Annotated in this window: 23 protein-coding genes; 7 read left to right on the forward strand and 16 right to left on the reverse strand. The window is 71.2% G+C overall.

The window, feature by feature from the left end; genetic code table 11:
• Positions 1-162: 162 nt before the first annotated feature.
• Together OG587_RS06780 and OG587_RS06785 are read right to left on the reverse strand one after the other, a co-directional pair.
• Positions 163-759, reverse strand: a complete 597-nt coding sequence (locus OG587_RS06780; RefSeq protein ID WP_329087883.1) for a TetR/AcrR family transcriptional regulator — start codon at positions 757-759, stop codon at positions 163-165.
• A 237-nt stretch (positions 760-996) separates the two neighbouring features.
• Positions 997-1,626, reverse strand: coding sequence for a GNAT family N-acetyltransferase (locus tag OG587_RS06785; protein WP_329087885.1), 630 nt, complete (start codon positions 1,624-1,626; stop codon positions 997-999).
• Between the two features lie 67 nt (positions 1,627-1,693).
• On the opposite strand from OG587_RS06785, the gene OG587_RS06790 reads away from it, so the two are divergent.
• Positions 1,694-2,278 carry a winged helix-turn-helix transcriptional regulator gene (locus OG587_RS06790; RefSeq protein ID WP_329087887.1) on the forward strand — a complete coding sequence of 195 codons (585 nt, stop codon included), beginning with the start codon at positions 1,694-1,696 and terminating at the stop codon, positions 2,276-2,278.
• Here OG587_RS06790 and OG587_RS06795 read toward each other — a convergent pair.
• Positions 2,193-2,885 (reverse strand): VC0807 family protein, encoded by a 693-nt coding sequence (locus OG587_RS06795; protein ID WP_329087889.1) that lies wholly within the window; start codon positions 2,883-2,885, stop codon positions 2,193-2,195. The genes OG587_RS06790 and OG587_RS06795 overlap by 86 nt on opposite strands.
• A 188-nt stretch (positions 2,886-3,073) precedes the next feature.
• Here OG587_RS06795 and OG587_RS06800 point away from each other — a divergent pair, with 188 nt between their 5' ends.
• Entirely contained in the window at positions 3,074-3,988 is a 915-nt protein-coding gene (locus tag OG587_RS06800; protein ID WP_329087890.1) for an SURF1 family cytochrome oxidase biogenesis protein, read from the forward strand.
• Between the two features lie 85 nt (positions 3,989-4,073).
• Here OG587_RS06800 and OG587_RS06805 read toward each other — a convergent pair whose 3' ends face one another.
• Together OG587_RS06805 and OG587_RS06810 are read right to left on the reverse strand one after the other, a co-directional pair.
• Positions 4,074-4,772: a hypothetical protein gene (locus OG587_RS06805; RefSeq protein WP_329087891.1), complete on the reverse strand. Its 699-nt coding sequence runs from the start codon at positions 4,770-4,772 to the stop codon at positions 4,074-4,076.
• Between the two features lie 23 nt (positions 4,773-4,795).
• Positions 4,796-5,473, reverse strand: coding sequence for a hypothetical protein (locus OG587_RS06810; RefSeq protein WP_329087893.1), 678 nt, complete (start codon positions 5,471-5,473; stop codon positions 4,796-4,798).
• A 54-nt stretch (positions 5,474-5,527) separates the two neighbouring features.
• Between OG587_RS06810 and OG587_RS06815 the strand changes: the two genes are divergently transcribed.
• Positions 5,528-6,265 carry a tyrosine-protein phosphatase gene (locus tag OG587_RS06815; protein ID WP_329087895.1) on the forward strand — a complete coding sequence of 246 codons (738 nt, stop codon included), beginning with the start codon at positions 5,528-5,530 and terminating at the stop codon, positions 6,263-6,265.
• Between the two features lie 311 nt (positions 6,266-6,576).
• Complete coding sequence (locus OG587_RS06820) at positions 6,577-7,773, forward strand: amidohydrolase family protein (protein ID WP_329087897.1); 1,197 nt, start codon at positions 6,577-6,579, stop codon at positions 7,771-7,773.
• A 219-nt stretch (positions 7,774-7,992) separates the two neighbouring features.
• On the opposite strand, the gene OG587_RS06825 is transcribed toward OG587_RS06820, so the two are convergent.
• The 3 genes from OG587_RS06825 to OG587_RS06835 all read right to left on the reverse strand — a co-directional run bounded on the left by OG587_RS06825 (position 7,993) and on the right by OG587_RS06835 (position 10,964).
• A complete protein-coding gene (locus tag OG587_RS06825) occupies positions 7,993-8,331 on the reverse strand; it encodes a YkvA family protein (protein WP_329087899.1) in 339 nt (112 codons plus the stop codon).
• A 245-nt stretch (positions 8,332-8,576) separates the two neighbouring features.
• A complete protein-coding gene (locus OG587_RS06830; protein ID WP_329087901.1) occupies positions 8,577-9,992 on the reverse strand; it encodes an amidase in 1,416 nt (471 codons plus the stop codon).
• Between the two features lie 3 nt (positions 9,993-9,995).
• Positions 9,996-10,964, reverse strand: a complete 969-nt coding sequence (locus OG587_RS06835) for an LLM class F420-dependent oxidoreductase (protein ID WP_329087902.1) — start codon at positions 10,962-10,964, stop codon at positions 9,996-9,998.
• Positions 10,965-11,159: 195 nt separating this feature from the next.
• On the opposite strand from OG587_RS06835, the gene OG587_RS06840 reads away from it, so the two are divergent.
• Positions 11,160-12,008 (forward strand): hypothetical protein, encoded by an 849-nt coding sequence (locus tag OG587_RS06840; protein WP_329087903.1) that lies wholly within the window; start codon positions 11,160-11,162, stop codon positions 12,006-12,008.
• A 105-nt stretch (positions 12,009-12,113) separates the two neighbouring features.
• On the opposite strand, the gene OG587_RS06845 is transcribed toward OG587_RS06840, so the two are convergent.
• Both OG587_RS06845 and OG587_RS06850 read right to left on the reverse strand, forming a co-directional pair.
• Complete coding sequence (locus OG587_RS06845) at positions 12,114-12,881, reverse strand: bestrophin-like domain (protein WP_329087905.1); 768 nt, start codon at positions 12,879-12,881, stop codon at positions 12,114-12,116.
• Between the two features lie 81 nt (positions 12,882-12,962).
• A complete protein-coding gene (locus OG587_RS06850) occupies positions 12,963-13,637 on the reverse strand; it encodes a TetR/AcrR family transcriptional regulator (protein ID WP_329087907.1) in 675 nt (224 codons plus the stop codon).
• A gap of 595 nt (positions 13,638-14,232) precedes the next feature.
• On the opposite strand from OG587_RS06850, the gene OG587_RS06855 reads away from it, so the two are divergent.
• Positions 14,233-15,132, forward strand: a complete 900-nt coding sequence (locus tag OG587_RS06855) for a hypothetical protein (protein ID WP_329087909.1) — start codon at positions 14,233-14,235, stop codon at positions 15,130-15,132.
• Positions 15,133-15,324: 192 nt separating this feature from the next.
• Here OG587_RS06855 and OG587_RS06860 read toward each other — a convergent pair whose 3' ends face one another.
• The 5 genes from OG587_RS06860 to OG587_RS06880 form a co-directional block, all read right to left on the reverse strand.
• Positions 15,325-16,392 (reverse strand): aspartate-semialdehyde dehydrogenase, encoded by a 1,068-nt coding sequence (locus tag OG587_RS06860; protein ID WP_329087910.1) that lies wholly within the window; start codon positions 16,390-16,392, stop codon positions 15,325-15,327.
• Entirely contained in the window at positions 16,389-17,663 is a 1,275-nt protein-coding gene (locus OG587_RS06865) for an aspartate kinase (protein WP_329087912.1), read from the reverse strand. The genes OG587_RS06860 and OG587_RS06865 overlap by 4 nt, the downstream gene beginning before the upstream one ends.
• A 90-nt stretch (positions 17,664-17,753) precedes the next feature.
• Positions 17,754-18,302 (reverse strand): DUF5063 domain-containing protein, encoded by a 549-nt coding sequence (locus tag OG587_RS06870; RefSeq protein ID WP_386260759.1) that lies wholly within the window; start codon positions 18,300-18,302, stop codon positions 17,754-17,756.
• Positions 18,295-18,894, reverse strand: a complete 600-nt coding sequence (recR, locus tag OG587_RS06875) for a recombination mediator RecR (RefSeq protein ID WP_329087914.1) — start codon at positions 18,892-18,894, stop codon at positions 18,295-18,297. Before recR ends, OG587_RS06870 begins: the two co-directional genes overlap by 8 nt.
• Before the next feature lie 3 nt (positions 18,895-18,897).
• Entirely contained in the window at positions 18,898-19,251 is a 354-nt protein-coding gene (locus OG587_RS06880; RefSeq protein ID WP_329087916.1) for a YbaB/EbfC family nucleoid-associated protein, read from the reverse strand.
• Positions 19,252-19,609: 358 nt separating this feature from the next.
• On the opposite strand from OG587_RS06880, the gene OG587_RS06885 reads away from it, so the two are divergent.
• A complete protein-coding gene (locus OG587_RS06885) occupies positions 19,610-21,061 on the forward strand; it encodes a GAF domain-containing protein (RefSeq protein WP_329087918.1) in 1,452 nt (483 codons plus the stop codon).
• Positions 21,062-21,241: 180 nt separating this feature from the next.
• Here the strand turns inward: OG587_RS06885 and OG587_RS06890 are convergent, their stop codons facing one another.
• Positions 21,242-23,473: a DNA polymerase III subunit gamma and tau gene (locus OG587_RS06890; protein ID WP_329087920.1), complete on the reverse strand. Its 2,232-nt coding sequence runs from the start codon at positions 23,471-23,473 to the stop codon at positions 21,242-21,244.
• Positions 23,474-23,478 lie beyond the last annotated feature (5 nt).

Below are 23,478 nucleotides of genomic sequence, written 5' to 3' on the forward strand. Positions count from 1 at the left end.
CCGGCCCGGAAAAGCCCCCGTGATCCGGGCCGGAGTATCAGTGACACCGGCCGAACAGGCGGCGGATGGAGCGGTCGAGCGGCGGCCGGGGCGTTCGACGCGGCTGGACGGTGACGCCGGTCGGAACGATCGAAGTGCGGAGCGGCCGGGCGGGACGGCCGATCAGGAGCTCTGCTGCCGCAGGCTCTGCCAGGCCGCCTCGCAGAGGCCCCTGATCTCGTCGGGGGTGGGCTGGTGCGCGCCGGCGAACCACAGGCGGCACATCTCGGTGGCCGGTCCCAGCCAGAGCACGTAGCACATCGTCGGGTGGACGGGCTGGAGCAGGCCGTCCTTCATGTGCGGGCGCCACCAGTCGGAGACCTTCCTGAAGAACGCCCTGCGCGACTCCGACACCTCGGTGCCACCCGGCTCGTCGCGCCTGGGCGGACGCTCGCTGATCAGCAGGTGCGCACGCTCGCGGTGCTCACCGCTCCAGGACATGTGCAGCGCGACGATGGCCTCGATGCCTCCCCGCGCGCTCTCGTGGCGCTGGAGTTCGGCGAGGAACGCGTCCTGGTACATGCGCAGGGTCTCGGCGTACAGGACGCCGAAGACGTGTTCCTTGCTGGCGAAGTGGTGGTAGAAGCTGCCGACGCTGACACCGCTCTCCTCGCGGAGGCTGGCCAGCGTGGTGGCCGAGACCCCGTCCTGGCTGAATCGGCGCAGGGCACCCTCGACGATCCTGGTGCGGCCGTCGCGTCCGTTCTTGGCGGTCTTCACGGATCCATGGTGGAGCAACAGAACCTTGTTCCGCAAACTGCCCGGGAAACAGCTTGGACCACGTCGATCGTACCGGCGTGATCGTGGGACCGCGCCGCCACCCCGAGGTCCGGTCCGCACGGTTCCCGAGCGGCGCCCGCCACGCCTCCGGCCCGGAGCCCGCGCCCGGCGAATCCAGCCACGGCCCGCCCGGCGAATCCGGCCACGGCCCGCACGGGGAACCGGCCGGGGCGTCGCTCAGCGGAGGACCTTCGCGGTCACCTCGACCGTGCCGGAGGAGACGCGCATGGTCGCCTCCGGCCATGCCCTGCGGACCATCGACAGGACCTTGCGGTTGTCCCCGAGCACGTCCATCCCCACCGTTCTGGCACCCCTGCCCTCCGCTCGGCGCATCAGCGTGCGAACGAGCCGGGAGCCGAGTCCCATCCCCTGCCACTCGTCGCCCACCACCACGGCGATCTCGACGTCGGTCTCCTCGCCCCGGTAGCTCATCGCGTGCCCGACGAGAAGGTTCCCGTGCACGGCGAGCAAGGCGTCGCGCCGCTCGTCCACCGCGAGCAGCGTCCTGACGAAGCCGGCGCTCGGGCGGCCCATCCCGGCGAAGAACCTCCGCGCCTGCGTACGAGGCGACAGCCCCCCGAGGAAGCGGCGGACCCCCTCCTCGTCGTCCGGCCGCGCGGGCCGGATCTCGACGGCACCCCCGGGCACCGCCGTGACGTCCCCGGACACGGCCGTGACATCCCCGGGCACCGCCGTGACGTCCCCGGGCACCTCGGGGGCGTTCCCGTACATGACGTTCCCGTACACGACGGGGACGTCTCCGGGCGCCGGGACGACACCCGGCGACACCAGCTGAGTTCGCATCATGGACTCAGAGTGTCGCAGGACATCTGAGTATGTCAACTAGACTTAGGTGAACGTTGGAGGTGACGCCATGTCGACCTACGATTCGCACATGAACGAGGCTGCTCCCGGCAACCTGCCCCTGCGGGTGGACAACTGCTCCATCGAACGCGCCCTGGGCGTCGTCGGCGAGAAGTGGACGTTCCTGGTACTGCGCGAGGCGTTCCGCGGCGTGCGGCGCTTCGCCGACATGCAGGCCGCCACGGGAGCGCCCAGGCAGGTGCTCAGCGCCCGGCTGACCCGGCTGGTGGAGGAGGGACTGCTGCGCAAGGTCCCCTACCGCGAGCCCGGCCAGCGGCAGCGCGACGAATACCGGCTGACCCAGATGGGTCTCGACCTCTATCCGACCCTGGTGGCCCTGATGCAGTGGGGCGACCGGTATCTCAGCGACCACGAGGGGCCGGCGGTGCGCATCACCCACCGCGGCTGCGGCGCCCCGGTCGAACAGCACTTCCACTGCGCCGAGGGGCACGAGGTGTCCGGCCCGAGAGAGGTCACCCCGGTGCCCGGCCCCGGAATTCGCCCCCGCGCTACAGCGCCCGCGCTTCCAGGTCCGGTGTCGGCGGTTCCGGGTTCTCCGCCCCTCGCGTCTCCAGCCTCCGCAGGCAGTGCCTGAGGCTGAGCACCGAGACCAGCGCCACGCCGCCGAGCAGCACCGCGACCGCGGAGGTGCGCACGAGAAGGTAGGTCTCCAGGGTCTGGCTGAGCAGCAGCCACAGGCTCAGTGCCCCGTTCAGCAGTTGCGCGCAGCCCCACAGCACCGACTGCGACACGAAGAAGCGGCGCATCCGCGGATGTTCCATCACCTGGTCGGGCAGCGGCACGAGGTCGGCCACCACCCGCTGGATCAGCGGTCTCTGCAGCGGCGCGGTGAGCAGGAAGCCCATGCTCACGCAGAACACCCCGAGGCAGGGCTGCAGGAAGAACACGATGGGATTGCCCGTCGCCACCGTGAGCACCACCCTGACGGTGATCGTGCCCGCCGCCAGCAGCAACGTGCCGGGCGCCTCGCCGCCCCTCACCAACCGCCAGGCGACACCGCCGTAGACCCAGGCCGCCGCCACCGCCAGCGCGCCGTTCGCGCTGGTGAAGACCAGCGCGACGTAGAAGACGAGAACGGGAAGGATCATGCTCTCGAACACCCTGGGGGCGGCGTGCCGCAACAGGACCCCGATGCGGGGGAGTACGAGCGGAGCCGCGGGGGCGGGCATGAGCACAGTCATCAGGGGCGGGCTCCGGAGGTGGTGGAACATCCCGGGGGAAATCTCACATGACCGTATGCGATGTCCGGAGTGTCCGGTGAGCTTTTCCATGACATCCGAGGATCGGCCGGTCCCGGGCACCTTACTACGCCCAAAGGCGCACCCGGCTACTCCCAAAGGCGCACTCGGAGGACGGGGCGGTGCCCCCGGTGCCTACCCTTGATGACGTGTACCGGTTCCTGCTGACTCCCCGATGGCTGGCTCTCCACGTGGTGGTGCTGCTGGTCATCCCCGCTTTCGTGCTGCTGGGCCAGTGGCAGTTCGGGCGTTTCGAGGAGAGGTCCACCAGCAGCGACCAGATCACCGGCAACCTCCGCGCCGCCCCCGTCTCCGTGGAGAGGCTCACCTCGCCCGGCGGCACCGTCCCTACGCAGGACAAATACCGCACCGTCACGGCCAAGGGAACATACGACGCCAGTGCCCAGTTCCTGGTCCGGCGCCGCGTCCAGGACAGGGCGGTCGGCTTCTACGTGCTGACCCCGCTGGTCACGGCGAACGGCACCGGCGTGCTGGTGAACCGGGGCTGGGTCAAGGCGGGCAGCACCGCCGACGCCCTCCCCGAGGTCCCCGCGCCGTCCTCGGGTGAGGTGACTGTCACCGGCCGGCTACGCCCGGCCGAGACCGAGGAGACCTCCGGCATCCGCGACCGGGCGGGCCTGCCCGCGGGACAGGTCCTGCTGATCAACACCGAGGCGATCGGGCGCCGCCTGCCGTACGGACTCCTCGGCGGGTACGTCGAGCTGACCGGGCAGTCGCCCGCGGCCGCCGCCGCGCCCGCGCCCGTCCCCGCGCCGGACGTCGGCGAGGGAGGCGGCCTCAACCTGGCCTACGGCGTGCAGTGGTGGCTGTTCATCGGGGTCGCGATCGGCGGCTGGGCGCTGCTGATCCGCCGGGAGGCCGCCGACCTCAAGGCGGCGGCCTCGGCACCGGCCGCGACCGGCGGTCCGGATCCCGGCGCCCCCTCCGGACGCGACGAGTCCGGTAAGCCCGGTGAGTCGCCGGACACCGCCCCGCGAGCCACGACGGCACCGACGGCGGCACCGGCGGAACGTGCCGGGTCCTGACCGGGAGAACCTCCGGAACACGGAAACCCGGAAGGCGAGAGCCCGGAGACGAGCCGCCGAGAGCTCGCCGGGGCTCCGCCGGCACCTAGCTGAGCACGAGGTTCAGAAGGTAACCGACGGCCAGCGTCAGGGCCGTGGAGAGCAGAGCCAGAAGAATTCCCAGCAGGAAGCCCCGCCCGCCGCCCAGCCGCCCGCGCGGCGCGGGGGTCCGTCCGGCCTCGAACCAAAACGGGCGGGGTTCGAGCAGCAGGAACAGGATCGCGCCGATCCACCCGGCACCGAGGATCCAGAACCAGGCCCACCGGTTGCCCAACCGGGGCGTCGAGCCGAGCATGATCAGGAAGGTGAGCACCCAGGCCGCGAGCAACCAATCACCGCCGACGGGTGCCGGCATCTCAAGAACCCACTGGGGCCCGAGACGGATTTCCCCGGAGTCGCTCAGCTCGGTCACCTTGGCGCCGCTGCGACCCATGTCGCTCTTGAGGTCCGCCATCGTGTAGGGGGGCGGTGCCGCCCCGAACGTCTCGGCGTCGAGCTCGCGCCAGGTCAGCGGTCCCTCGGCCCATCGGACGTAGCGGATCGCACCGTCCTGCTCGTCGTACTCGACGAGGGAGATGCGGTCGGCCGCGGCCGCGGCGCGGAACTCGGCCCGCGTCTCCGGCAGGGGCGCGCGGTTCAGCACGGTGATCAGGACGCCGAAAATCAGGACGATCAGGAGAACCGCCCGGATGGTCAGCCCGACGATCCGCCAACCACGACGGACCTCCAACGCTTCAGGAGCCATACCCCCTATTTGCTACTCGACGATCACGCGTTGACCATCGCCATGCCGAAAAGAAGCGCCACCGCGATCGCGAACCCGCGTGTCCCGTCGAGCCTGGCCGGCGCGGGCAGCGCCTCGTACGGATCCCGCCACAGGGGCCTCGGCTCCAGCAGGACGTAGAGCAGCGAGCCGCCGGTGAGGAACATCCAGAACCACGCCCAGCGGCTGGCGTAGCGGGGGTTCGGGCGGGCCAGCATGAGCAGCCAGGCCAGGATCTCCGCCACCACCGCCACCGGGCCGAACGGCTCCCACCACCGCCCGTAGGCGGGTGAGCCCGCCAGTGCCCCGAGGCCGTCGGTGCGCACGATCTCCACGGAGGGGTCGGCGACGGCGCGCACCTGGGCCAGGAAGGCCGCCTGGCGGCGTTCCAGGGCCTCGGGGACCAGCCGGGTGGTCCGGGGATCCCAGACGTCGTCGGGCTGGTCGAAACGGGCCTGGCTCCAGGAGAGCGGCCCGTGGGACCACGTCAGCGTGCCGTAGGCGGGCCAGTTGCGGTCGTAGACGACCTTGGTCACCTCACCCGCCCGCAGGTCCGCCACGAGTTCCCCCGCGGGCCGCAGGGGAGGGGCCTGGTTGATGTGGACGATCACCGTGGAGAGCGCGAGCACGAACAGCAGCACCACCCGCACGGCGTACGGGATGTCGTCCCGTGCCGGAATCACCACTCGCATCCCTGTCCCATCGCGCGAGACCCGCCACTGGATAGGTTAGAGGGCGTGATCCGGCATATCGAGTTCGCGCGGCTGTACAACTTCCGCGATGTGGGCGGCTACCGGACGGACGACGGGATGGAGGTGCGCTGGCAGCGACTCTATCGCTCCGCCTCGCTGCACATGCTCGCCGACGACGACCTCGACCGTTTCCACGCGCTCGGCGTACGCACCGTGATCGACCTGCGCCATCCCAACGAGGTGGCGCGCCGCGGCCGTGCCCCGCAGGGGCCGGGCTACCACAACCTCCCCGTCGAGCACCGCAGGTGGGACACCGTTGGCGACTACCACCCCGACGCCGGGATCGCCAGGTTCTTCGCCGACCGCTACCTGGAGGTGTCCCAGGACGGTCACGCCGAGCTCAGAAGCGCGCTGGAGCTGATCGCCGAGGCGGAGAACGCGCCCGTGGTGGTCCACTGCGCGGCGGGCAAGGACCGCACGGGGCTGCTGGTCGCCCTGGTCCTGCGGCTGCTGGGGGTGTCCGAGGAGGACGTGATCGCCGACTACGCGCTGACCGGGCTGGCCAAGCCCCAGATGATCGCGTACTGGGAGAAGGAGCATCCTGGAGAGCCGCAGTGGGCGGGGTTCGGCGAGGCGCCCGCCGACGCGATGCGCCTTTTCCTCGGCGAACTGGGCCCGGTACGGGACTACTGCCTGCGAACCTTGCGCTTGGACGAAAAGGTCATATCCACTCTCAAGCATCATCTTCTGAAAAATCCTGATACTGCGGCGATCTCTGGGTAGGCGCACCCGCAGGGCCCGCCACGGGCAGCACCCTCCGGCGGGCCCGTCCCCGGGGCCGCCCTCACCCCCCTCTCGGGTGGTCCCGGGGCCCGCCCGTGAAAGACACCGCGGGAGGCACCGCGAACGCCACGGAAGGCGGCCGTGGCAGGCGTCACGGAAGGCGGTCGTCGGAAGTGTCACGAAAGACGGTGGCGGGAAGGGTCACGAAAGACGTGATGGGGACATCGCGGGAGACGTCGTGAGAGACAGAGATACCAAGCGGAGACCTTGCAGCTTGATGAGTGTTATTCCAGCGGAATACGGTTGACCGTGTGACTACGCCGCTGCTCCCCGACCCCGAGCCCAGGCGGCGGGACTATGTGATCATTTCAGCCGACGACCACCTGATCGAGCCGCCCGACATGTTCGACGACCGGCTGCCGGAGAAATACGCCGACATGGCGCCCAAGGTGGTCGAGACCGACTCCGGTCACCAGGTCTGGCGTTACGGCGGGGCCACCTACCCCTGTGCCGGGCTCGACGTGGGCGCCGGCCTGCCCCGCGAGCAGTGGACGCTCGACCCGGTCCGGTTCGAGCACATGCGTCCCGGCTGCCACGACGTCGAGGCCCGGATCGAGGACATGGACCGCGCCGGTGTCTGGGCCGCGCTGTGCTTCCCCGGCATGCTGGCCGGGCAGTCGGGCATGGTCTTCGCCAAGACCCGCGACCAGGAGCTGGGCCTGTCGGTCCTGCGCGCGTGGAACGACTGGCACGTGGAGGTCTGGGCGGGCACCTACCCGGAGCGGATCATCGCCCTGCAGCTGCCCTGGCTGACCGACCCCGAGGTGGCCGCCAAGGAGATCCGCGACAACGCGGCGCGCGGTTTCAAGGCGGTGCTCTTCCCCGAGTTCCCCACCCGGCTGCGCCTGCCGTCCATCCACAGCGACCACTGGGACCCGTTCTTCCAGGCGTGCGAGGAGACGGGCACCGTCGTCTGCCTGCACGCCGGTGCCGGTTCCTGGGCCCCGGTCCCCTCCCCGGACACGCCGATCGAGGCGATCACCACGCTGATGCCGGCGAGCGCCATGTTCGCCTGCGCCGACTGGCTCTGGTCGGGCATCCCGCTGCGCTTCCCCGCGCTGCGGATCCTGATCGTGGAGGGCGGCGTGGGCTGGCTGCCGATGCTGGCCGAGCGGGCCGACTACGCGCTGGACCACCCGGTGGCGGGGGAGGCCTCGTGGGAGGGCGGACTGAAGCCCAGCGAGGTGCTGCGGAGAAACTTCTTCTTCGGCACGCTCAACGACCACGCCCTGTCGGGGGTGCGGCTCGCCGTCGGGCTGGAGCACGTGCTGCTGGAGAGCGGCTACCCGCACTCCGACTCCACCTGGCCCGACACCCAGCAGGCCGTCGCGACGAACCTGGGCAGCCTGCCGCCCGCCGACATCGCCCGGGTGGCCTACGGCAACGCCGCCCGCCTGTTCGGCCACCCGCTGCCCTCGCGCGCCTGGCTCAGGATGGAACAGATCTGACCCGTCCCCACTCCCGCCCGGGGCCGGGCGGACAGGACACGGCGGAGCCGACCGCTCACACCCTCCGCTCGGAACCGGGCATCCGGCCCGCTCAGGACCGGGCGGACAGGAGGGAGCGGATCCGACGGCTCACACCCTCCGCTCGGAGCAGGACGGATCCGGCCCGCTCAGGACCGGGTGGACGGGACGCGGCGGAGCCGACCCGCCCGCGCCCTCCGTTCAGGGCTGAACGGACCTGACCCGCTCGCGCTCCCAGTCGACGTAGCGTCCGCCCTCGCCGAGCAGGGAGCCCATCAGCCACAGGAACACGCCGAAGTCGTCGGCCACCCCGATGAGGACCAGGAAGTCGGGGACGATGTCGATCGGCGAGATGATGTAGAGCACGCCGATACCCAGCATGGCCAGCTTGCCCTTGCCCATGCCGGGATACTGGCCGCTCATGACCGCGCCGATCATCCTGGGGAGGGCGCGGAGCCGGGCGCCGAGACCGGGCGAGCCCGGCTTCGTCACGTCCCTGTACGTCCGCCACGCCTGCGCCGCGCGCGCCGCCTTCGCCATGGAATCCTCCTCGGAACCACGTTCGCCTGGCGGCGTACTACCCCGCCGCCTCACGATATAACGCGTAGCTTCCCGGCAGGGTTCCCGGACGCCGCCCCGAGCCGGAAGGACCGCGACCTCTCACCGCGACCTCTCACCGCCTCCTCCACCCCTTCCGGCGACCTCGGCCACGCCCGTACTCCCGGATCACCAGCCTGCGGGATGTGCGCCGGCGGTCGCGTCCCCGACCTCACGGGGCAGGACGGCTAGCGCATCGCCGTGTGCCGGAAGGGCCGCTCCTCCTCGATCTGGGCGGCCACCCGGACGAGCAGGTCCTCCCGCCCCGCGGCGGCGACCAGCTGCACCCCCACCGGCAGGCCCTCCGCGGTGCGGTGCAGCGGCAGGGAGATCGCGGGCTGCCCGGTGGCGTTGACGGGCGAGGTGAACGACACCGCGCGTCTGGCGCGGCCCGGCGAGGTGCTGACGTCGTCGTCGGGCAGCCAGCCGAGACGAAAGGGCGCCACCCCCAGGGAGGGCATGAGCAGCAGGTCGTGCGACTCCCACCAGGCGGCCATCCGCCGCCTGAACCCGTCGATCCAGTCGCGCGAGGCCACGTAGCCGACCGCGTCGAGCCTCCGGCCCGCCGCTCCCAGGATCCGGTTGCGCGTCTCCAGCTCGTCGAGCTCGACGGGCCTGCCGCGCCAGCGCCCGATGTCCTCCAGATCGGCGGCCACGTGGGCGGCGACGATCGTGCCGAAGTGCGTGGCGAAGCCGTCCTCGGCGAGTGCGGAGGGCCCTCCCGGCTCGAGGTGGTGACCCAGCGCCTCCAGCAGCCCGGCGGCCCCGGTGACCGCGTCCACCAGGTCCGGATCGGCCGGGAGGCTTCCGTCCGGGTGCCCGGCGAGGAAACCGATCCGCAGCCGCCCGGGATCCGCCCCGACCTCCTCGGCGAGCGGGCGTCTCCAGGCGGGCGCGCCGTACGGGTCGCCCGGCATCGTCCCGGCGATCACGTCGAGGGTCGCCGCGCTGTCCCTGACCGTGCGGCAGAGCAGGCCGGCGGCCGAGAAGCCCGCCCAGGGCTCGCCCCCGGAGGGGCCGGAGCTGACCCTGCCCCTGCCGGGCTTCAACCCGACCAGCCCGCACATGCTCGCCGGGATCCGGATCGACCCGCCGCCGTCGCTGGCCGTGGCGACCGCGACCATGCCCGACGCCACCGCCGCAGCGGACCCGCCGCTCGACCCGCCACTGCTGTAGCGGAGGTCGTACGGGTTGCGGGTGGGGCCGAACGCCACCGGCTCGGTGGTGATCGCGGTGCCGAACTCCGGGGTGTTGGTCCGGCCCAGGATCGTGAACCCCGCCCGGCGCAACTTGGTCACCGCGTAGCCCTCGCGCTCGGTGAAGATCCCGTCAAGGGTGCGCGACCCCGCGCGGTACGGCTCCCCGGCCATGCTCCAGCCCAGGTCCTTCAGCAGTGTCGGCACGCCCGCGAAGGGGGCGTCGAGATCGGCCTCGCCCGCCTCGGCCAGTGCCCGCTCGAACCTGCGGTGGACGACCGCGTTGATCGCGCCGTCGCACGCCTCGATCCGCGCGATCGCCGCCTCGGCGAGCTCCCTCGGCGAGATCTCTCCCTTCCGTACGGCTTGCGCCTGCCCGAGCGCGTCGAGCCTCAACAGGTCGTGCAAGGGTCACTCCTCGACGGGGGCCAGGTCTCGTACGGCCTGGGCGATCGGGACCTCACCTCCGGGGATGGGGGCGAGCACCGGGGTGTTCAGGCCGTTGCGCACATACTCGCGGATCCTGGCCCGGCACGTGGCGGCGTCGCCGTGCACGATGAGCTCGTCCACGACCTCGTCGGGGATGGCCTTGAGCGCCGCCTGCCGGTCTCCGGCCGCCCAGGCCTCGTGCATCGGCCGCAGCACCTCGCCGCGCCCCAGCCAGTCGTGGAAGGCGGCGTAGACCGGGACGGTCAGGTAGCTCGCGAGCATCCAGCGCCCGAGCTCGCGCACCTTCTCCGCGTCCTCGCTGACGCACACGAACAGCCGGGCGATCAGCTCGGTCTCCGGGCCGACCTCGGCCCTGACCTTCCGCACGTCCCCGGGCGAGAGCCAGTTGGTGATCGCGCCGTCGGCCTCCTCGGCTGCCAGGCGCAGCATGCGAGGGCGCAGCGCGGCGAGCACGATCTTCGGCGGGATCCTGGGGGCGCGCTCCAGCTTGAAGCCCTTGACCTCGAACGTCTCGTACCGCTCGGTGACCTTCTCGCCCGCGAGTGCCCTGCGCAGGAAGCGCAGGGTGTCTCTGGTCCTGGCGAACGGCTTGACGAACTCCCCGGCGTTCCAGCGTTCCACGATGGCCGGGGAGGAGGCTCCGATGCCCAGGACGAAGCGCTCGGGGGCGAGGTCGGCGAGCGTGGCGGCGGACATGGCGAGCAGGCCTGGCCCCCGGGTGGAGACCGGGACGATCGCGCTGCCGAGCCGCACCCCCGGGGCCCACTCCGAGGCCATCGCCAGGGGGACGAAGCCGTCGACGCCGTTGACCTCGGCGGACCAGGCGTCGGTGTAGCCGAGTCCGGGAAGCTCGGCGATCAGGTCCCTGGAACCGGCCAGCGAACGGTCGTAGAAGGGGATCGTCATACCCCAGCGTGGGCCCGTGGTCATCGTGCCGCCTCCGTGTCGGTGATCGCCGCCGGGGACCTTTCCCCAGAACGATATTCTGATGTAGCTTGCCGTACCCGTTCGGGGTCCCGTCAACAGCTCGACCGTACCAACCGGACGGTATGACAACAAAAGATGATCTACGTCGACCGACCGCTTACCACCCTGTCACTGTCCGTATGATGCTAGAAACTTTACGTGACGAAGCATCGGCGGAGGAATCGACGACGAGGCCCGCTCGGCGTGGCGGCCCTCGCGACCTGCATGGCGGCCCCCGTTCTGGCCGGGACGCACCCCCTCGCGGCGGAGGGCGGCGCGGGGCCGCCCGTCCCGCGCCTCGGGACGTCGTACGCGACCCTGAGCCTGGTCGCCGACCGGACACCACTCCCGGAGCCCGGTCCGTCGTCCCCGGCCTCCCTGCACGCCGGGCCGGACCGCCGGCCGAAGCCGGAAACCGGCCGCTCGACCGCCTCGCCCCCCGCGCCGAAGCCCGAACCGGACTATCCGACCGTGCCACCGCCGGTGACCGGCGACCGGAAAGCCCCCTGGTGGCACTGGTGGCACTGGTGGAAGCCGAAATCGGACTACCCGGCGGACGTCCCGGCCAAGCCGACACCCAAGCCGACACCTAAGCCGACACCAGAGCCGGTACCGAAACCGGAACCGGAACCGGCGCCCGAACCCACGCCGGAGCCGCCCCCCACCGTCTCCTCCCCGCCCGCGCCGGAGCCCTCCGCACCGTCCTCCCCGCCCGCGCCGGAGCCCTCCGCACCGCCCAGGCCCCGGCCCGCCCCCCGCGTCCCGTCCGTCGCCGTTCCCGTCTCCCAGGTCGTCGTCACGCCGACACCGACACCGACGCGGAGCCGCACCCCCCGCCCCAGGGCGACGCCCTCCGGTGTGCCTCTCCTCCTTCGGCAGCGGCCGGTGTTCGACCGCTACGCCGAGCGGCGCAAGGGCACCGACAGAAAGCTGGTCCTCCTGGTGATGTTCACCGGCGTGATCTCGGTCACCGCGGTCACCGCCCTCAACCGCAGGGGCCGCGGATAGCCCGGCCGGCACACCGTACGGACGACGAAGCCCGCCGATGGGAGATCCACCGGCGGGCTTCCGCATCACCGTCCGCGCCGGGTCGCGGCCGACCGGCGACGAGAACTACGGCTGCGCGGGGAACCGGCCGTCGATCTGGTCGTACTGCCGCTGCGCGGCCTTGAACGCGTCGGGCTCGACGGCGCCGAGCCCGCTGAACGGGTGGCTGATCAGGATGATGAAGCACACGCCGATGACGACCACGCTCACCCGGACCAGGTCGGCGATGATCGACGCGGTCGTGGGCCGCACCCCGAGCGTCCAGGGCAGCGCGACCACCAGGAGCCCGGAGAGGATCAGCAGGATCACGAAGGTGCTCTCCAGGCCGGTGCTCGCGTCGTCACTCCGTACCACGCGGGCGTGGGAGACCTCGGAGATCCGGTCGAGCGTGTCCTGCTGGAGGTTCTTGCTCTCCTCGCCGAGCGGACGGAGCCTGAGCACCGTGGTCCGCATGTCCGCGAGGGTCTGCCCGGGGATCGGGGACATCTCGCTTCCGGCCATGAGCGGCCAGTCGAGGTCGATGCTCTGCGCGGTGTACTGCCGGATCTGGGACCGGACGGGCGCCGCCTCGGGGATCGGCGCCACCGACCAGTACATCTCGGTGAGGCTCTCGGCCTCGGCCTGGACGTCGGCCTCCGACACCGAGATCCCGTCCCGGCACAGGACCGCGGCGTAGGCCAGCACCAGCAGGTAGACGGCGAGGGCGAGATTGGCGGAGAAGTCGACGGACGACGCGACGTGATCACCGTCGTCGCGCCCCTTCCTCCTGAGGACGCGGAACGCGATCAGCGCGATCGCGACGGACACCACCACCAGCACGGCTATCCAGCCCATGGGACTCCCTTGAATCCGTCATCGAATCAGCTACTCAGGGTAATCAGATCGATACGGTGATTCATGGAGTTCCGCCGGGATTCACTCGCGAAGTTCGTGAACCCCCGCGATGAAGTCACGGGCCACCCCGCGCAGGCCGGGCAGGTGCGAGAGCCCAACCAGGCGGTCCACCAGCGGAACGGTGAGCTCGATGAACCGGTGTGTCCGCCGGCATCCCTCCGATTCGTCGTGCACCCAGAACAGGACGACGCCCATCGACATCAGCCAGAGCAGCTCGGGCAGCTCGGCCCGCAGCTCGCTGTCCATGCGGTCGGAGGATCCCTCCACGACCCGCCGGTAGATCGCGATCGACGCGTCCCTGGCGGGCGAGGACTCGGCGCTGAACGGGTTGAGCGGGTTGCTCGGCTCGGCCGCGTGCTTGAAGAACTTCACCGCGAACTCGTGGTACGGCTCGGAGACCCGCACCCACTCCCGCAGCACCCCCGCCAGCCGCGCGGCGAACCGGTGCTCGGTGGCCAGCAGCTTCTCGCACGCGGCCTCGTGCTCGGCCTGGGCCCGGTCGTAGTACGCCTGGACCAGGATCTCCTTCGAGGCGAAGTAGTAGTAGGCGTTGCCCACCGACACCCCCGCCTCGGCGGCGATGGCCCGCATGGTGGTCGCCTCGTACCCTCGCTCGCGAAAGAGCCGCAGGGCCGTCTCCACGATGACCTCACGGGTCCTGTCCGATCCACGGGTTCTCGGGGTCGGCTCGGTCATAGGGCGCTCGTCACCTGTCGATTGGAGCTGGGAGAACGGGCTCATCTGGTCTTTCTCCACTGGACGAACCCTAGATCATCCATCCCACGCCACCAGGTATGAGCCCCAGTGAACGACCCTAAGCGCGCCACATTGCCCCCGCCACTCATATCCGTGATTGCTCCACCGCTCTCGTCCCTGCCCCGCTCCACGCCGCCCGGCGACGACGTGACGACGGTGCCGTATACGACAAATTCTGACATGTCGACTATCGCGGGAATCGCCGTCTCAGCAGGTCATCGAGCTGCCCGATCATTCCCACTACCGGGCAAAAATCACTCTTCGTGAGGGATCATCCGGGTTCGGGAGTGGGATTGATCCGTTTGGCGGAAGGGCTCCCGCGACAAGGGATACATAGATGGGGACACGTCCCTGTAGACAGCGGGCTGCCTGGTTCACGACCGGAGCACTGCTCGCTCTGCAGCTATCTTTCATCGCATCGGCTCCGCACGACAGCGCGACCGCGGCAAGCGGGAACGCGTCGGCCGGCACCGCGATCGTGAGCCGGCCCGGCGCGGCCGGCCCGGCGGAGGCCCGCCGGTCCACGATCATCGGAGTGTACGACATCACCACCCTGGAAACCGCCCGGCGCTACATCGGGGAGCTGTGTCACCCGACGGCCGCCCGGCGGGGCCGGGAGATCACGGTCCCCCTCTGGCCGGAGGACACCACTCCCGCGGGCACGACACCCCGGCCCCCCGAGACCACCGCGCGAACACGCACCGCCGCCCTGGCGGGCAAGCACCACGAACAGGCGCCCCCCCAAACGCCGGAGACCACCGCACGAACGCGTACCGCCGCCCTGGCGGGCGCGCCCAGGAGACAAACGTCCCCCGCGCAGGAGACCACTCTCCAGAGCCCCGGGAAGGCGCCGGCGTCCGAGGCCCGGGAATCCGAGGCCCGGGAAAGCGAGGCCCGGGAAAGCGAGGCCCGGGAAAGCGAGGCCCGGGAAAGCGCGCGGGCCCCGGTCGCCGCCGCCTCGGAGGAGCAGACCTCCGCCGCTCTCGAGAAGCCGGCCGAGGCCCACCCCCCACAGGCGCAGCAGGCCCGGCAGCCCATGCGGCTCCAGCAGACGGACGCCAAGCGGCTCCTGCGGGAGGCGGGCCTGACCTGGACCTCCTCGGGCAAGTGCGCGAACCGCAAGGGGCTGAACTGCACCTCGCTGGAGGCCGTGCGATCCACGACCGTCTCCAGCGCCATCGAGCTGAAGCGCCGCAGCGGCTGTCCCCTCGTCGTCACCGGTGGCACCGAGGTGGGCCACGCCCCCGGCCCCTACAGCCACTACGAGGGCTACAAGCTGGATATAAAGCCCAACGCATGCATCAACCGCTACATCACGAAGAACTATCCGCCGCAGGGTGTGCGGGGGGACGGAGCCCGCCTGTACGGCCAGTCGGCGACGTCGGGCCCCCTCTTCGCCCGCGAGGCGGACCACTGGGACATCCTCTTCCGCTGACCCGGCCCGCGCCGCCCCGGTGGATGCCCACGACCGTGCGGGCCCCGCCGGTCCTCGAAGGGTCACGCCCGCGCTCGACGTCCCACCGCCGCGCGGGATCCCGCCACCCCGGGGTCCGAGCCCCGGGGGACGCGAGGGCCGTACGACGGCATGACGTCACAGGACGCCACACCGCCGTACGGCCCGGGAGAACTACGCGAACTCGGCCGCGACCAGCTCGGCGATCTCCGCCGCGTTCAGGGCCGCGCCCTTGCGAAGGTTGTCGCCGCAGACGAACAGGTCGAGGGTGTTGGGGAAGTCGAGCGCCTGGCGGATCCGGCCCACGTAGGTGGGGTCGGTTCCGACGACGTCGGCCGGGGTCGGGAAGACGCCGTTGGCCGGGTCGTCCATGACGACCACGGTCGGGGCGGCCTCAAGAATCCGGTGGGCGTCGGCGACGGTGATCTCGCGCTCGAAGGTCGCGTGCACGGCCAGCGAGTGGGTGGTGATCACCGGGACGCGGACGCAGGTCGCGGAGACCTTCAGGTCGTGGATCCCGAGAATCTTCCGCGACTCGTTGCGGAGCTTGATCTCCTCGGAGGCCCAGCCGCCGTCCTTGAGCGAACCCGCCCACGGCACGACGTTGAACGCCACCGGCGCCGGGAACGGCGACTCCCCGTCCCCGAGCTTGTTCTGCAGGACCTTGCGCACGTCACCGGCGGTCTGCCCGATCGAACGGTCACCCGCCAGGGCCTCGACCTCGTCGTAGAGGCGGGCCGAGCCGGCCACGCCCGCGCCGGAGACCGCCTGGTAGGAGGCGACCACCAGCGCCCGCAGACCGTACTCCTCGTGGAGGGCGCCCATCGCGGCCATCATCGACAGGGTCGTGCAGTTGGGGGTGGAGATGATCCCCAGCGGCCGCTCGCGCGCGGCCTCGGGGTTGACCTCCGGCACGACCAGCGGGACCTCGGGGTTCATCCGGAAGGTGCCCGACTTGTCGATGACGACGGCCCCGCGCTCGGCGGCGATCGGCACCCAGGTCGCGGAGACCTCGTCCGGCACGTCGAAGATCGCGATGTCGACGCCGTCGAAGACCTCGGGGGCCAGCTCCTGGACGACGAGGTCCTCGCCGCGGACCCGCAGGACCTTGCCCGCCGAGCGGGCGGACGCGACGAGCTTGATGTCGCCGTAGACGTCCTCGCGGCCGGAGATGATGTCACGCATCACGGTGCCGACGGCACCGGTCGCCCCGATCAGGGCGAGGGTGGGCTTGCGGCTCATCGCCCGCTACCTCCGTAGATCACGGCTTCAACCTGGTCCGCGTCGAGATCGAACGCGCGGTGCGCGGCGCTGACCGCCGTGTCCACCTCGTCCTGCCCGACGACCACCGAGATGCGGATCTCCGAGGTGGAGATCATCTCGATGTTCACCCCCGCGTCGGCGAGGGCCGCGAAGAACGTCGCGGTGACGCCGGGGTGCGAGCGCATGCCCGCACCGATCAGCGAGACCTTGCCGATCTGGTCGTCGAAGAGCAACGACTCGAAGCCGATGCGCTCCTGGATCTTCTTCAGCGCGGTGAGCGCGGCCGAGCCGTCACTCGTGGGCAGCGTGAAGGAGATGTCCGTCCGGCCGGTCGTCGCCGCCGACACGTTCTGCACGATCATGTCGATGTTGATCTCGGCGTCGGCGAGTGTTTTGAAGATCGTCGCAGCCTCGCCGACCTTGTCGGGCACCCCGACAACGGTGATCTTGGCCTCGCTCCGGTCGTGCGCGACGCCGGAGATGATCGGCTGCTCCATCTCTGTTCCTTCGCTGTCGGGGTCGGAGACGACCCACGTGCCTTCCTTGGTGCTGAACGAACTTCTGACGTGGATCGGCAGGCTGAAACGGCGAGCGTACTCGACACAGCGCAGGTGCAGGATCTTCGCACCGCACGCCGCCATCTCCATCATCTCGTCGTACGAGATCTTGGGGATCTTACGGGCGGCGGGGACGATGCGGGGGTCGGCGGTGAAGACGCCGTCCACGTCGGTGTAGATCTCGCACACGTCGGCGCTCAGGGCGGCGGCGAGCGCGACCGCGGTGGTGTCGGAACCGCCCCTGCCGAGCGTGGTGATGTCCTTGGTGTCCTGCGAGACGCCCTGGAAACCGGCCACGATCGCGATCTGGCCGCTGTCGAGCGCCCCGCGGATCCGGCCGGGCGTCACGTCGATGATGCGCGCGCGGCCGTGCGAGGAGTCGGTGATCACGCCGGCCTGGGACCCGGTGAACGAGCGCGCCTCCTGGCCCAGGTTGGCGATCGCCATAGCCAGCAGCGCCATCGAGATGCGCTCACCGGAGGTGAGCAGCATGTCGAGCTCGCGGCCCGGTGGAAGCGGCGAGACCTGCTGGGCGAGATCGAGCAGCTCGTCCGTCGTGTCGCCCATGGCCGAAACGATCACCACGACGTCGTTGCCGGCTTTTTTCGTCGCGACGATCCGCTGGGCGACCCGCTTGATGCAGGACGCGTCGGCGACGGACGAACCACCATACTTCTGAACAACGAGCGCCACGAGATGTCTCCGAAGCAATCTAGGGCTGTGGAGCTCACAGTCTACTGGCGCCCTTGCTGAGGCCCTCTGATCAAACCAGTATGTGGACGATCACACCGTTGTGCGCTCCTCCGCGACATCGAGCCGCGTGTGGGCGACAAGCGCCTGAAGTGCCCGCATCGCCGCTCCGGCGTGGTTGCCCCAGGTGTTGAAATAGGAGTACTGCCACCACCAGAGCGCCTCGAGGGGGCGCCCCGCCTTGTGGTGCCGCAGACCGTGCAGAAGGTCGGCGGCCACCGCCGTCAGGTCGTCCGACAGGCGGTACGGGGTGACCACGGTGTCCTTGTAGGGGTCGAAGACCTCGGCGTAGTCGTCGACCGGCCCCAGCCTCTCGGCGAGAGCCGTACGGACGGCGTCGACGTCCGGGTCCTCGCCCAGATGCGGCTCCCAGTTGCCCGACAGGATCACGTCCCGGCTCGCGCCGAGCTGCGCGCCCGCCGAGCTGACCTGCGCGACCTCCACCAGCAGCAGCGGCAGGATGGCGTCGCCGCCCTCACCGCCCGCCAGCCGGGTCAGGCCGTCGATGTAGTTCTTGGCGTGCTCCGCGATCCGTTCCGCGAGACCGCTCCACGCATCGTCGGACATCAAATCGTCAGACATCAAGGAGCCTTCTTCCTTCGAACGCGCGGCCCAAGGTGACCTCGTCCGCGTACTCGAGGTCACCGCCTACCGGCAGACCGCTGGCCAGTCGTGTCACTTTCAGTCCCATCGGCTTGACCAGACGGGCGAGATAAGTCGCCGTCGCCTCCCCCTCAAGGTTGGGGTCGGTGGCGAGGATCAGCTCGGTGACCTGGCCGTCCGCCAGGCGGGTCATGAGATCCCGGATGTTCAGGTCGTCGGGGCCGACGCCGTCGATCGGGCTGATCGCCCCGCCGAGCACGTGGTAGCGGCCCCGGAACTCACGGGTCTTCTCGATGGCCACGACGTCCTTCGACTCCTCGACGACACAGATCACGTGGAGGTCGCGCCTGGTGTCGCGGCAGATCCGGCACTCCTGCTCCGCGGCGACGTTGCCGCAGACCCGGCAGAAGCGGACCTTCTCCTTGACCTCCAGCAGAGCGTGCGCGAGCCGCTTCACGTCGGCCGGCTCCGCGGCCAGCAGGTGGAACGCGATGCGCTGCGCGCTCTTGGGACCGACGCCGGGAAGCATCCCCAGCTCGTCGATCAGGTTCTGGACGACCCCTTCGTACATGACCTAGAACCCGGGAAGCTGGCCGAGCCCGCCCCCGCCACCCAGCCCCTGCGCGAGGGGACCGAGCTTCTCCTGCTGCAGGTCGGCGGCGGCGCGCACGGCGTCGCGAATGGCGGCGATGACCAGGTCGGCGATGGTGTCGGCCGTCTCCTGGGGATCGCCGGGGTCCACGGCCTCGGGACTGATCTTGAGTTCGAGCAGCTCGCCCCCGCCGTTGACCGTGGCCACGACCAGTCCGCCGCCCGCGGAGCCCTCGACTTCCGCGTCGTTCAGCTCCTGCTGGGCGCTCACAAGCTGCTGCTGCATGAGCTGTGCCTGCTCCAGCAGCTGCTGCAGGTTGACATCCCCTGGGTTCACCGTCGTTGTGCTCCTCGTCCGTGACATCGGTCGTCACGAGCCTACGGGGTTCGGGCCGGGTGTTGTACTGGAGCGAGCACGCGTTCCCCCAGGATGGGGATTAAACCCCCGTCGGGCCCCGGGCCCCCCTCCAGACGTCCGAGACCCGACGCGACACGCGCCGGAGCGGCCGCACACGACGGCGTGTGATCGGAAGGTAACCCTTCGAAGGTTGCACACACGTTGCGATCGTTCACTCACCCTTCGCACACCCTCTTTGGCCGAACGGGTTGCGGGCGGGGTCTCGACCGCCGATGCTTCGGCCATCGGCTCTATTCCGGGGGGATATGTGCGCGACAGCCACCGGGGAGCTGTCCAGATGGCCAACCTCGACTCCTACTCGTCGCGGCTGCGGCGCCTGCACGAGGCACTGATCAGGGGCGAGCGACCGACGGGCGAGGGCCCCAGAGGCGTGATCTCCGCGTCGTGGCGGCGTTCACTGGACGCCGGGGTCGACCCCGACACCAGATCGGCCCCCCTCGCCTTCGAGGGCGAGGACATCCGCGAGGTCCGCTCGGCGCACCCGATGAGCAGGCTTCTGCCGATCATCACCGGGACCCTCCTGGAGGCCGCCGACGCGGACGACCAGATCCTGCTCGTCACCGACGCCCACGGCAGGGTCCTCTGGCGCGACGGCAACCACCGGACGATGGAGAGCGCCGACGAGGTGGGGCTGGCCGACGGCTTCGACTGGAGCGAGGACGCGATCGGGACCAACGGCCTGGGCACCGCGCTCGCCACCCGGCGGCCCCTGCACGTATTCTCCGCCGAACACCTGGTCAGGGCGCTCCACCTCTGGTCGTGCTCCGCCGCGCCGATCGTCGACCCCGACAGTGGCGACCTGCTGGGCTGCGTCGACGTCAGCGGCAGGACGCGCGCCATGCACCCGGCGAGCGTCGCCCTCGTCGAGGCCGCGGCGCGGCTGGCCGAGAGCCACCTCACTCTGCGCATGCTCGAACGCGACGAGCGGCTCAGACGCCGCCACGAGCGGCACCTGAGCACGCTGCGCGGCGAGCCCGGCGCCCTGGTCACCACGACCGGGCGGATCATCGCCGGTAACGACGCGCGGCAGTGGGACACCCGCGTACGCCTGCCGGGGGCGGGCGACCGGGTGACCCTGTCCGACGGGCGGAGCGCCTTCCTGGAGAATCTCGGCGACGACGGCTTCCTGCTCCGCCTCGCGGGCCAGGCCCGGGGGGCCGTGCTCGCCCTGTCCTTCCTCGGCGCCGAACACCCTTCGGCGCACCTCGACGGGATCCGCCTGTCGCTCTCCCTGCGCCACGCCGAGATCCTCGCGATGCTCGCCCTCAACCCCCGGGGAATGACCGCCGCCCAGCTCTCCTTCCACCTGTACGGCGACGCGGGGAACCCTGTGACCGTCCGCGCCGAGATCCACCGCCTCCGCGCCCAGCTCGGCCGTACGATCGCCGCCAAGCCGTACCGCCTGGCCTGCGTCGTGGAGGCCGACTTCCTGGAGCTCAAGCGGCTGCTCGCGACCGACGAGGCCGCCCAGGTCGCCCGCGCCTACCGCGGCCCCCTGCTGCCCCGCTCCGAGGCACCCGCCCTGCGCCTCGAACGCGAGGAACTGGAGGGGCAGGTACGGGCCCGCCTGCTGCGGCGGGGAGGCCCCGAGGACCTGTGGGCCTACGCGGAGACCGAACACGGCAGGAACGACATCCAGATCCTCGAACGCCTCGTCGTCGCGCTGCCCCGCCACGACCACCGCGCGGTGGCCGCCCGGATTCGCCTCGGCGGCGTCGACCTGCCCTGATCCCACCACGCCGACGCCCCTGAGCCGGGCCTCGGGCAGCGGGTTCGTACGCGCGATCGCGAAGACCCCGCGCGGGGAAACCGGGCGGCGGACACAGGCGGCGGAAAACCCGTCAGGCGCGGCGGATCGTCAGATGAGGCCGATCATGGTGGTGCCGATCGATTACGGCGGTGCCGATCGTCAGGTGTGGTCGATCTCGCCGATGACCTGGCCGCCCAGCTCGCGCTGGAGGAGGGCCATGCCGGTGAGCGCGTCGACGTCGGCGTCCGCGTCGTTGAGCGGGTCGACCTCGTCGGGGTCGGGGGCGGTGCCGCGAGCACCGCGGGCGGGCACCGCGTCGGGCCAGGCCGCCGCCTTGGCACCGGTCTTGGCCGCCGTCCTGGGACCGGCCTGGGCCGCCGCTCTGGCCGCCGAACGGGCGGCGGCCAGACCGGGGGTCGGCATGGAGCTCGGCGGGGGAGGCGAGCCCGGATCCTCCGGCATGGGGGCGTCCGGCCAGGACTCGTCCGTCGCGGGCGGGGCCTGCGTGGGCGGAGCCTCCCGCGGAGCCGCAGGGGCGGGCGCCTGGGACGGAGACTGCGGTGCCGGCGCCTGCGGTTCCTGGCTCTGGGGGGCGGGGTGCTGGGGAGCGGGACGCTGGGGGGCCGGGGGCTGCCTCGGAGCCGGGGTGCGGCCCCCGCCGGAAGGAGCGGGCCCGCCACCGACGACGGCCTCGACCTTCCAGTTTCCGCCCAGGACCTCCTGCAGCACCGCCGCGACGACCGCGTCCTTGCCACCGCCGGTGAAGTTCCTCATCGCGCCGACCTGAGCGAACCCGAGAGTGACGATCTTGCCCTCGACCCCGACCACCTGGGCGTTGGTGTTGACGTTGGCCCACACGACGATGCTGCGCCGCTTGAGCGCCGCGAGCACCTGGGGCCACGCCTGCTGCACGGTCCCGGCCCCCGAACCGGACGCCGTCACCGTGTCGACCGGCGCGGACGCGCCGGGGGCCTCGGGGGACTGCTGGACGGGCGCCTGTGCCCGCTGCCCCTGATCCGGCCCCTGCCGTCCCTGACCCTGCTGCCCCTGAGCCGGTGCGCCGGGCCTGACCGCCGCGGGCCAGTCGTCGCCCTGGCCACCGGACCGCTCGGCGGGCGCGGCGGCGGAGGCCGGAGCGGCGGGCGTCTCCGGCTGCGAGGGGGGCGCCGCGTGAACCGCCGGTGTGGGGGCGGGAGCCTGGTGCGGGAGGGGCACGGGGGCGGGAGCCGCGACGACTCCCCCCTTCTCCAGCCGCTCCAGGCGGGTGAGCAGCGCCGCCTCGCCCTGGGCGGCGCCGGGAAGGAGGATCCTGGCGCACATCAGTTCGAGCAGCAGCCGGGGCGAGGCCGCCCCGCGCATCTCGGTCAGCCCCGCGTTGAGGATCTCCGCCGCGCGGGTCAGCTCGGCCGGGCCCATCGAGGCCGCCTGGACCTGGAGCCGCTCCAGCTCGTCGCCGGGCCGGTCGAGCAGCCCGCTGGTGGCCGCCTCCGGCACGTTGGCCAGGATCACCAGGTCGCGGAAGCGCTCCAGCAGGTCCATCGCGAACCGCCGGGGGTCGTGACCGCCCTCGATCACCCGGTTCACGACCTGGAACACCAGCGCGCCGTCACGACCGGCGAAGGCCGCGACCACGTCGTCGAGCAGGTCGCCGTCGGTGTAGCCGAGGAGGGAGACCGCGCGGGCGTACGTGATGCCCGCCTCGTCCGACCCTGCGAACAACTGGTCGAGGATCGACAGCGAGTCGCGGGCCGAGCCCGCGCCCGCCCTGACCACCAGCGGGAGCGCGGCGGGCTCGAACGGGACCTTCTCCGAGGTGAGGATCTCCTCCATGAGCGCGCGCAGCGCGGCCGGGGGGATCAGCCGGAACGGGTAGTGGTGGGTCCGGGACTTGATCGTCCCGATGACCTTCTCCGGCTCGGTGGTCGCGAAGACGAACTTCAGGTGCGGGGGAGGCTCCTCGACGAGCTTGAGCAGCGCGTTGAAACCCTCGCGGGTCACCATGTGCGCCTCGTCGATGATGTAGATCTTGAAGCGCGACGACACCGGCGCGAAGAAGGCCCGCTCGCGCAGGTCGCGGGCGTCGTCCACACCACCGTGCGAGGCGGCGTCGATCTCGATGACGTCGAGGTGGCCGGGGCCGGTGGGCGCCAGCGCCACGCAGGACTCGCACTCCCCGCACGGGTCGGGGGTCGGGCCCTTCTCACAGTTCAGGGAGCGGGCCAGGATGCGCGCGCTGGACGTCTTACCGCATCCCCTGGGCCCGCTGAACAGGTAGGCGTGGTTGATGCGCCCGCTGCGCAGCGCCTGGCGCAGCGGGTCTGTGACGTGTTCCTGCCCCTTGACCTCGGAGAAGGTCCCGGGCCGGTACTTGCGGTACAGCGCAAGACTCATGCGGC

The sequence above is a fragment of the Streptosporangium sp. NBC_01469 genome (assembly GCF_036227305.1).
Classification (GTDB): domain Bacteria; phylum Actinomycetota; class Actinomycetes; order Streptosporangiales; family Streptosporangiaceae; genus Streptosporangium.

What these genes read in the sequence shown, in the direction of transcription:
- OG587_RS06825 (WP_329087899.1), bottom strand. Translation starts at nt 8,331, where the DNA reads ATGGCGAAGGCGGCGCGCGCGGCGCAGGCGTGGCGGACGTACAGGGAC.
- OG587_RS06790 (WP_329087887.1), top strand. Translation starts at nt 1,694, where the DNA reads ATGTCGACCTACGATTCGCACATGAACGAGGCTGCTCCCGGCAACCTG.
- OG587_RS06870 (WP_386260759.1), bottom strand. Translation starts at nt 18,302, where the DNA reads ATGTCTGACGATTTGATGTCCGACGATGCGTGGAGCGGTCTCGCGGAA.
- OG587_RS06890 (WP_329087920.1), bottom strand. Translation starts at nt 23,473, where the DNA reads ATGAGTCTTGCGCTGTACCGCAAGTACCGGCCCGGGACCTTCTCCGAG.
- OG587_RS06785 (WP_329087885.1), bottom strand. Translation starts at nt 1,626, where the DNA reads ATGATGCGAACTCAGCTGGTGTCGCCGGGTGTCGTCCCGGCGCCCGGA.
- OG587_RS06860 (WP_329087910.1), bottom strand. Translation starts at nt 16,392, where the DNA reads ATGAGCCGCAAGCCCACCCTCGCCCTGATCGGGGCGACCGGTGCCGTC.
- OG587_RS06835 (WP_329087902.1), bottom strand. Translation starts at nt 10,964, where the DNA reads ATGACCACGGGCCCACGCTGGGGTATGACGATCCCCTTCTACGACCGT.
- OG587_RS06805 (WP_329087891.1), bottom strand. Translation starts at nt 4,772, where the DNA reads ATGGCTCCTGAAGCGTTGGAGGTCCGTCGTGGTTGGCGGATCGTCGGG.
- OG587_RS06845 (WP_329087905.1), bottom strand. Translation starts at nt 12,881, where the DNA reads ATGGGCTGGATAGCCGTGCTGGTGGTGGTGTCCGTCGCGATCGCGCTG.
- recR (WP_329087914.1), bottom strand. Translation starts at nt 18,894, where the DNA reads ATGTACGAAGGGGTCGTCCAGAACCTGATCGACGAGCTGGGGATGCTT.
- OG587_RS06795 (WP_329087889.1), bottom strand. Translation starts at nt 2,885, where the DNA reads ATGACTGTGCTCATGCCCGCCCCCGCGGCTCCGCTCGTACTCCCCCGC.
- OG587_RS06885 (WP_329087918.1), top strand. Translation starts at nt 19,610, where the DNA reads ATGGCCAACCTCGACTCCTACTCGTCGCGGCTGCGGCGCCTGCACGAG.
- OG587_RS06850 (WP_329087907.1), bottom strand. Translation starts at nt 13,637, where the DNA reads ATGACCGAGCCGACCCCGAGAACCCGTGGATCGGACAGGACCCGTGAG.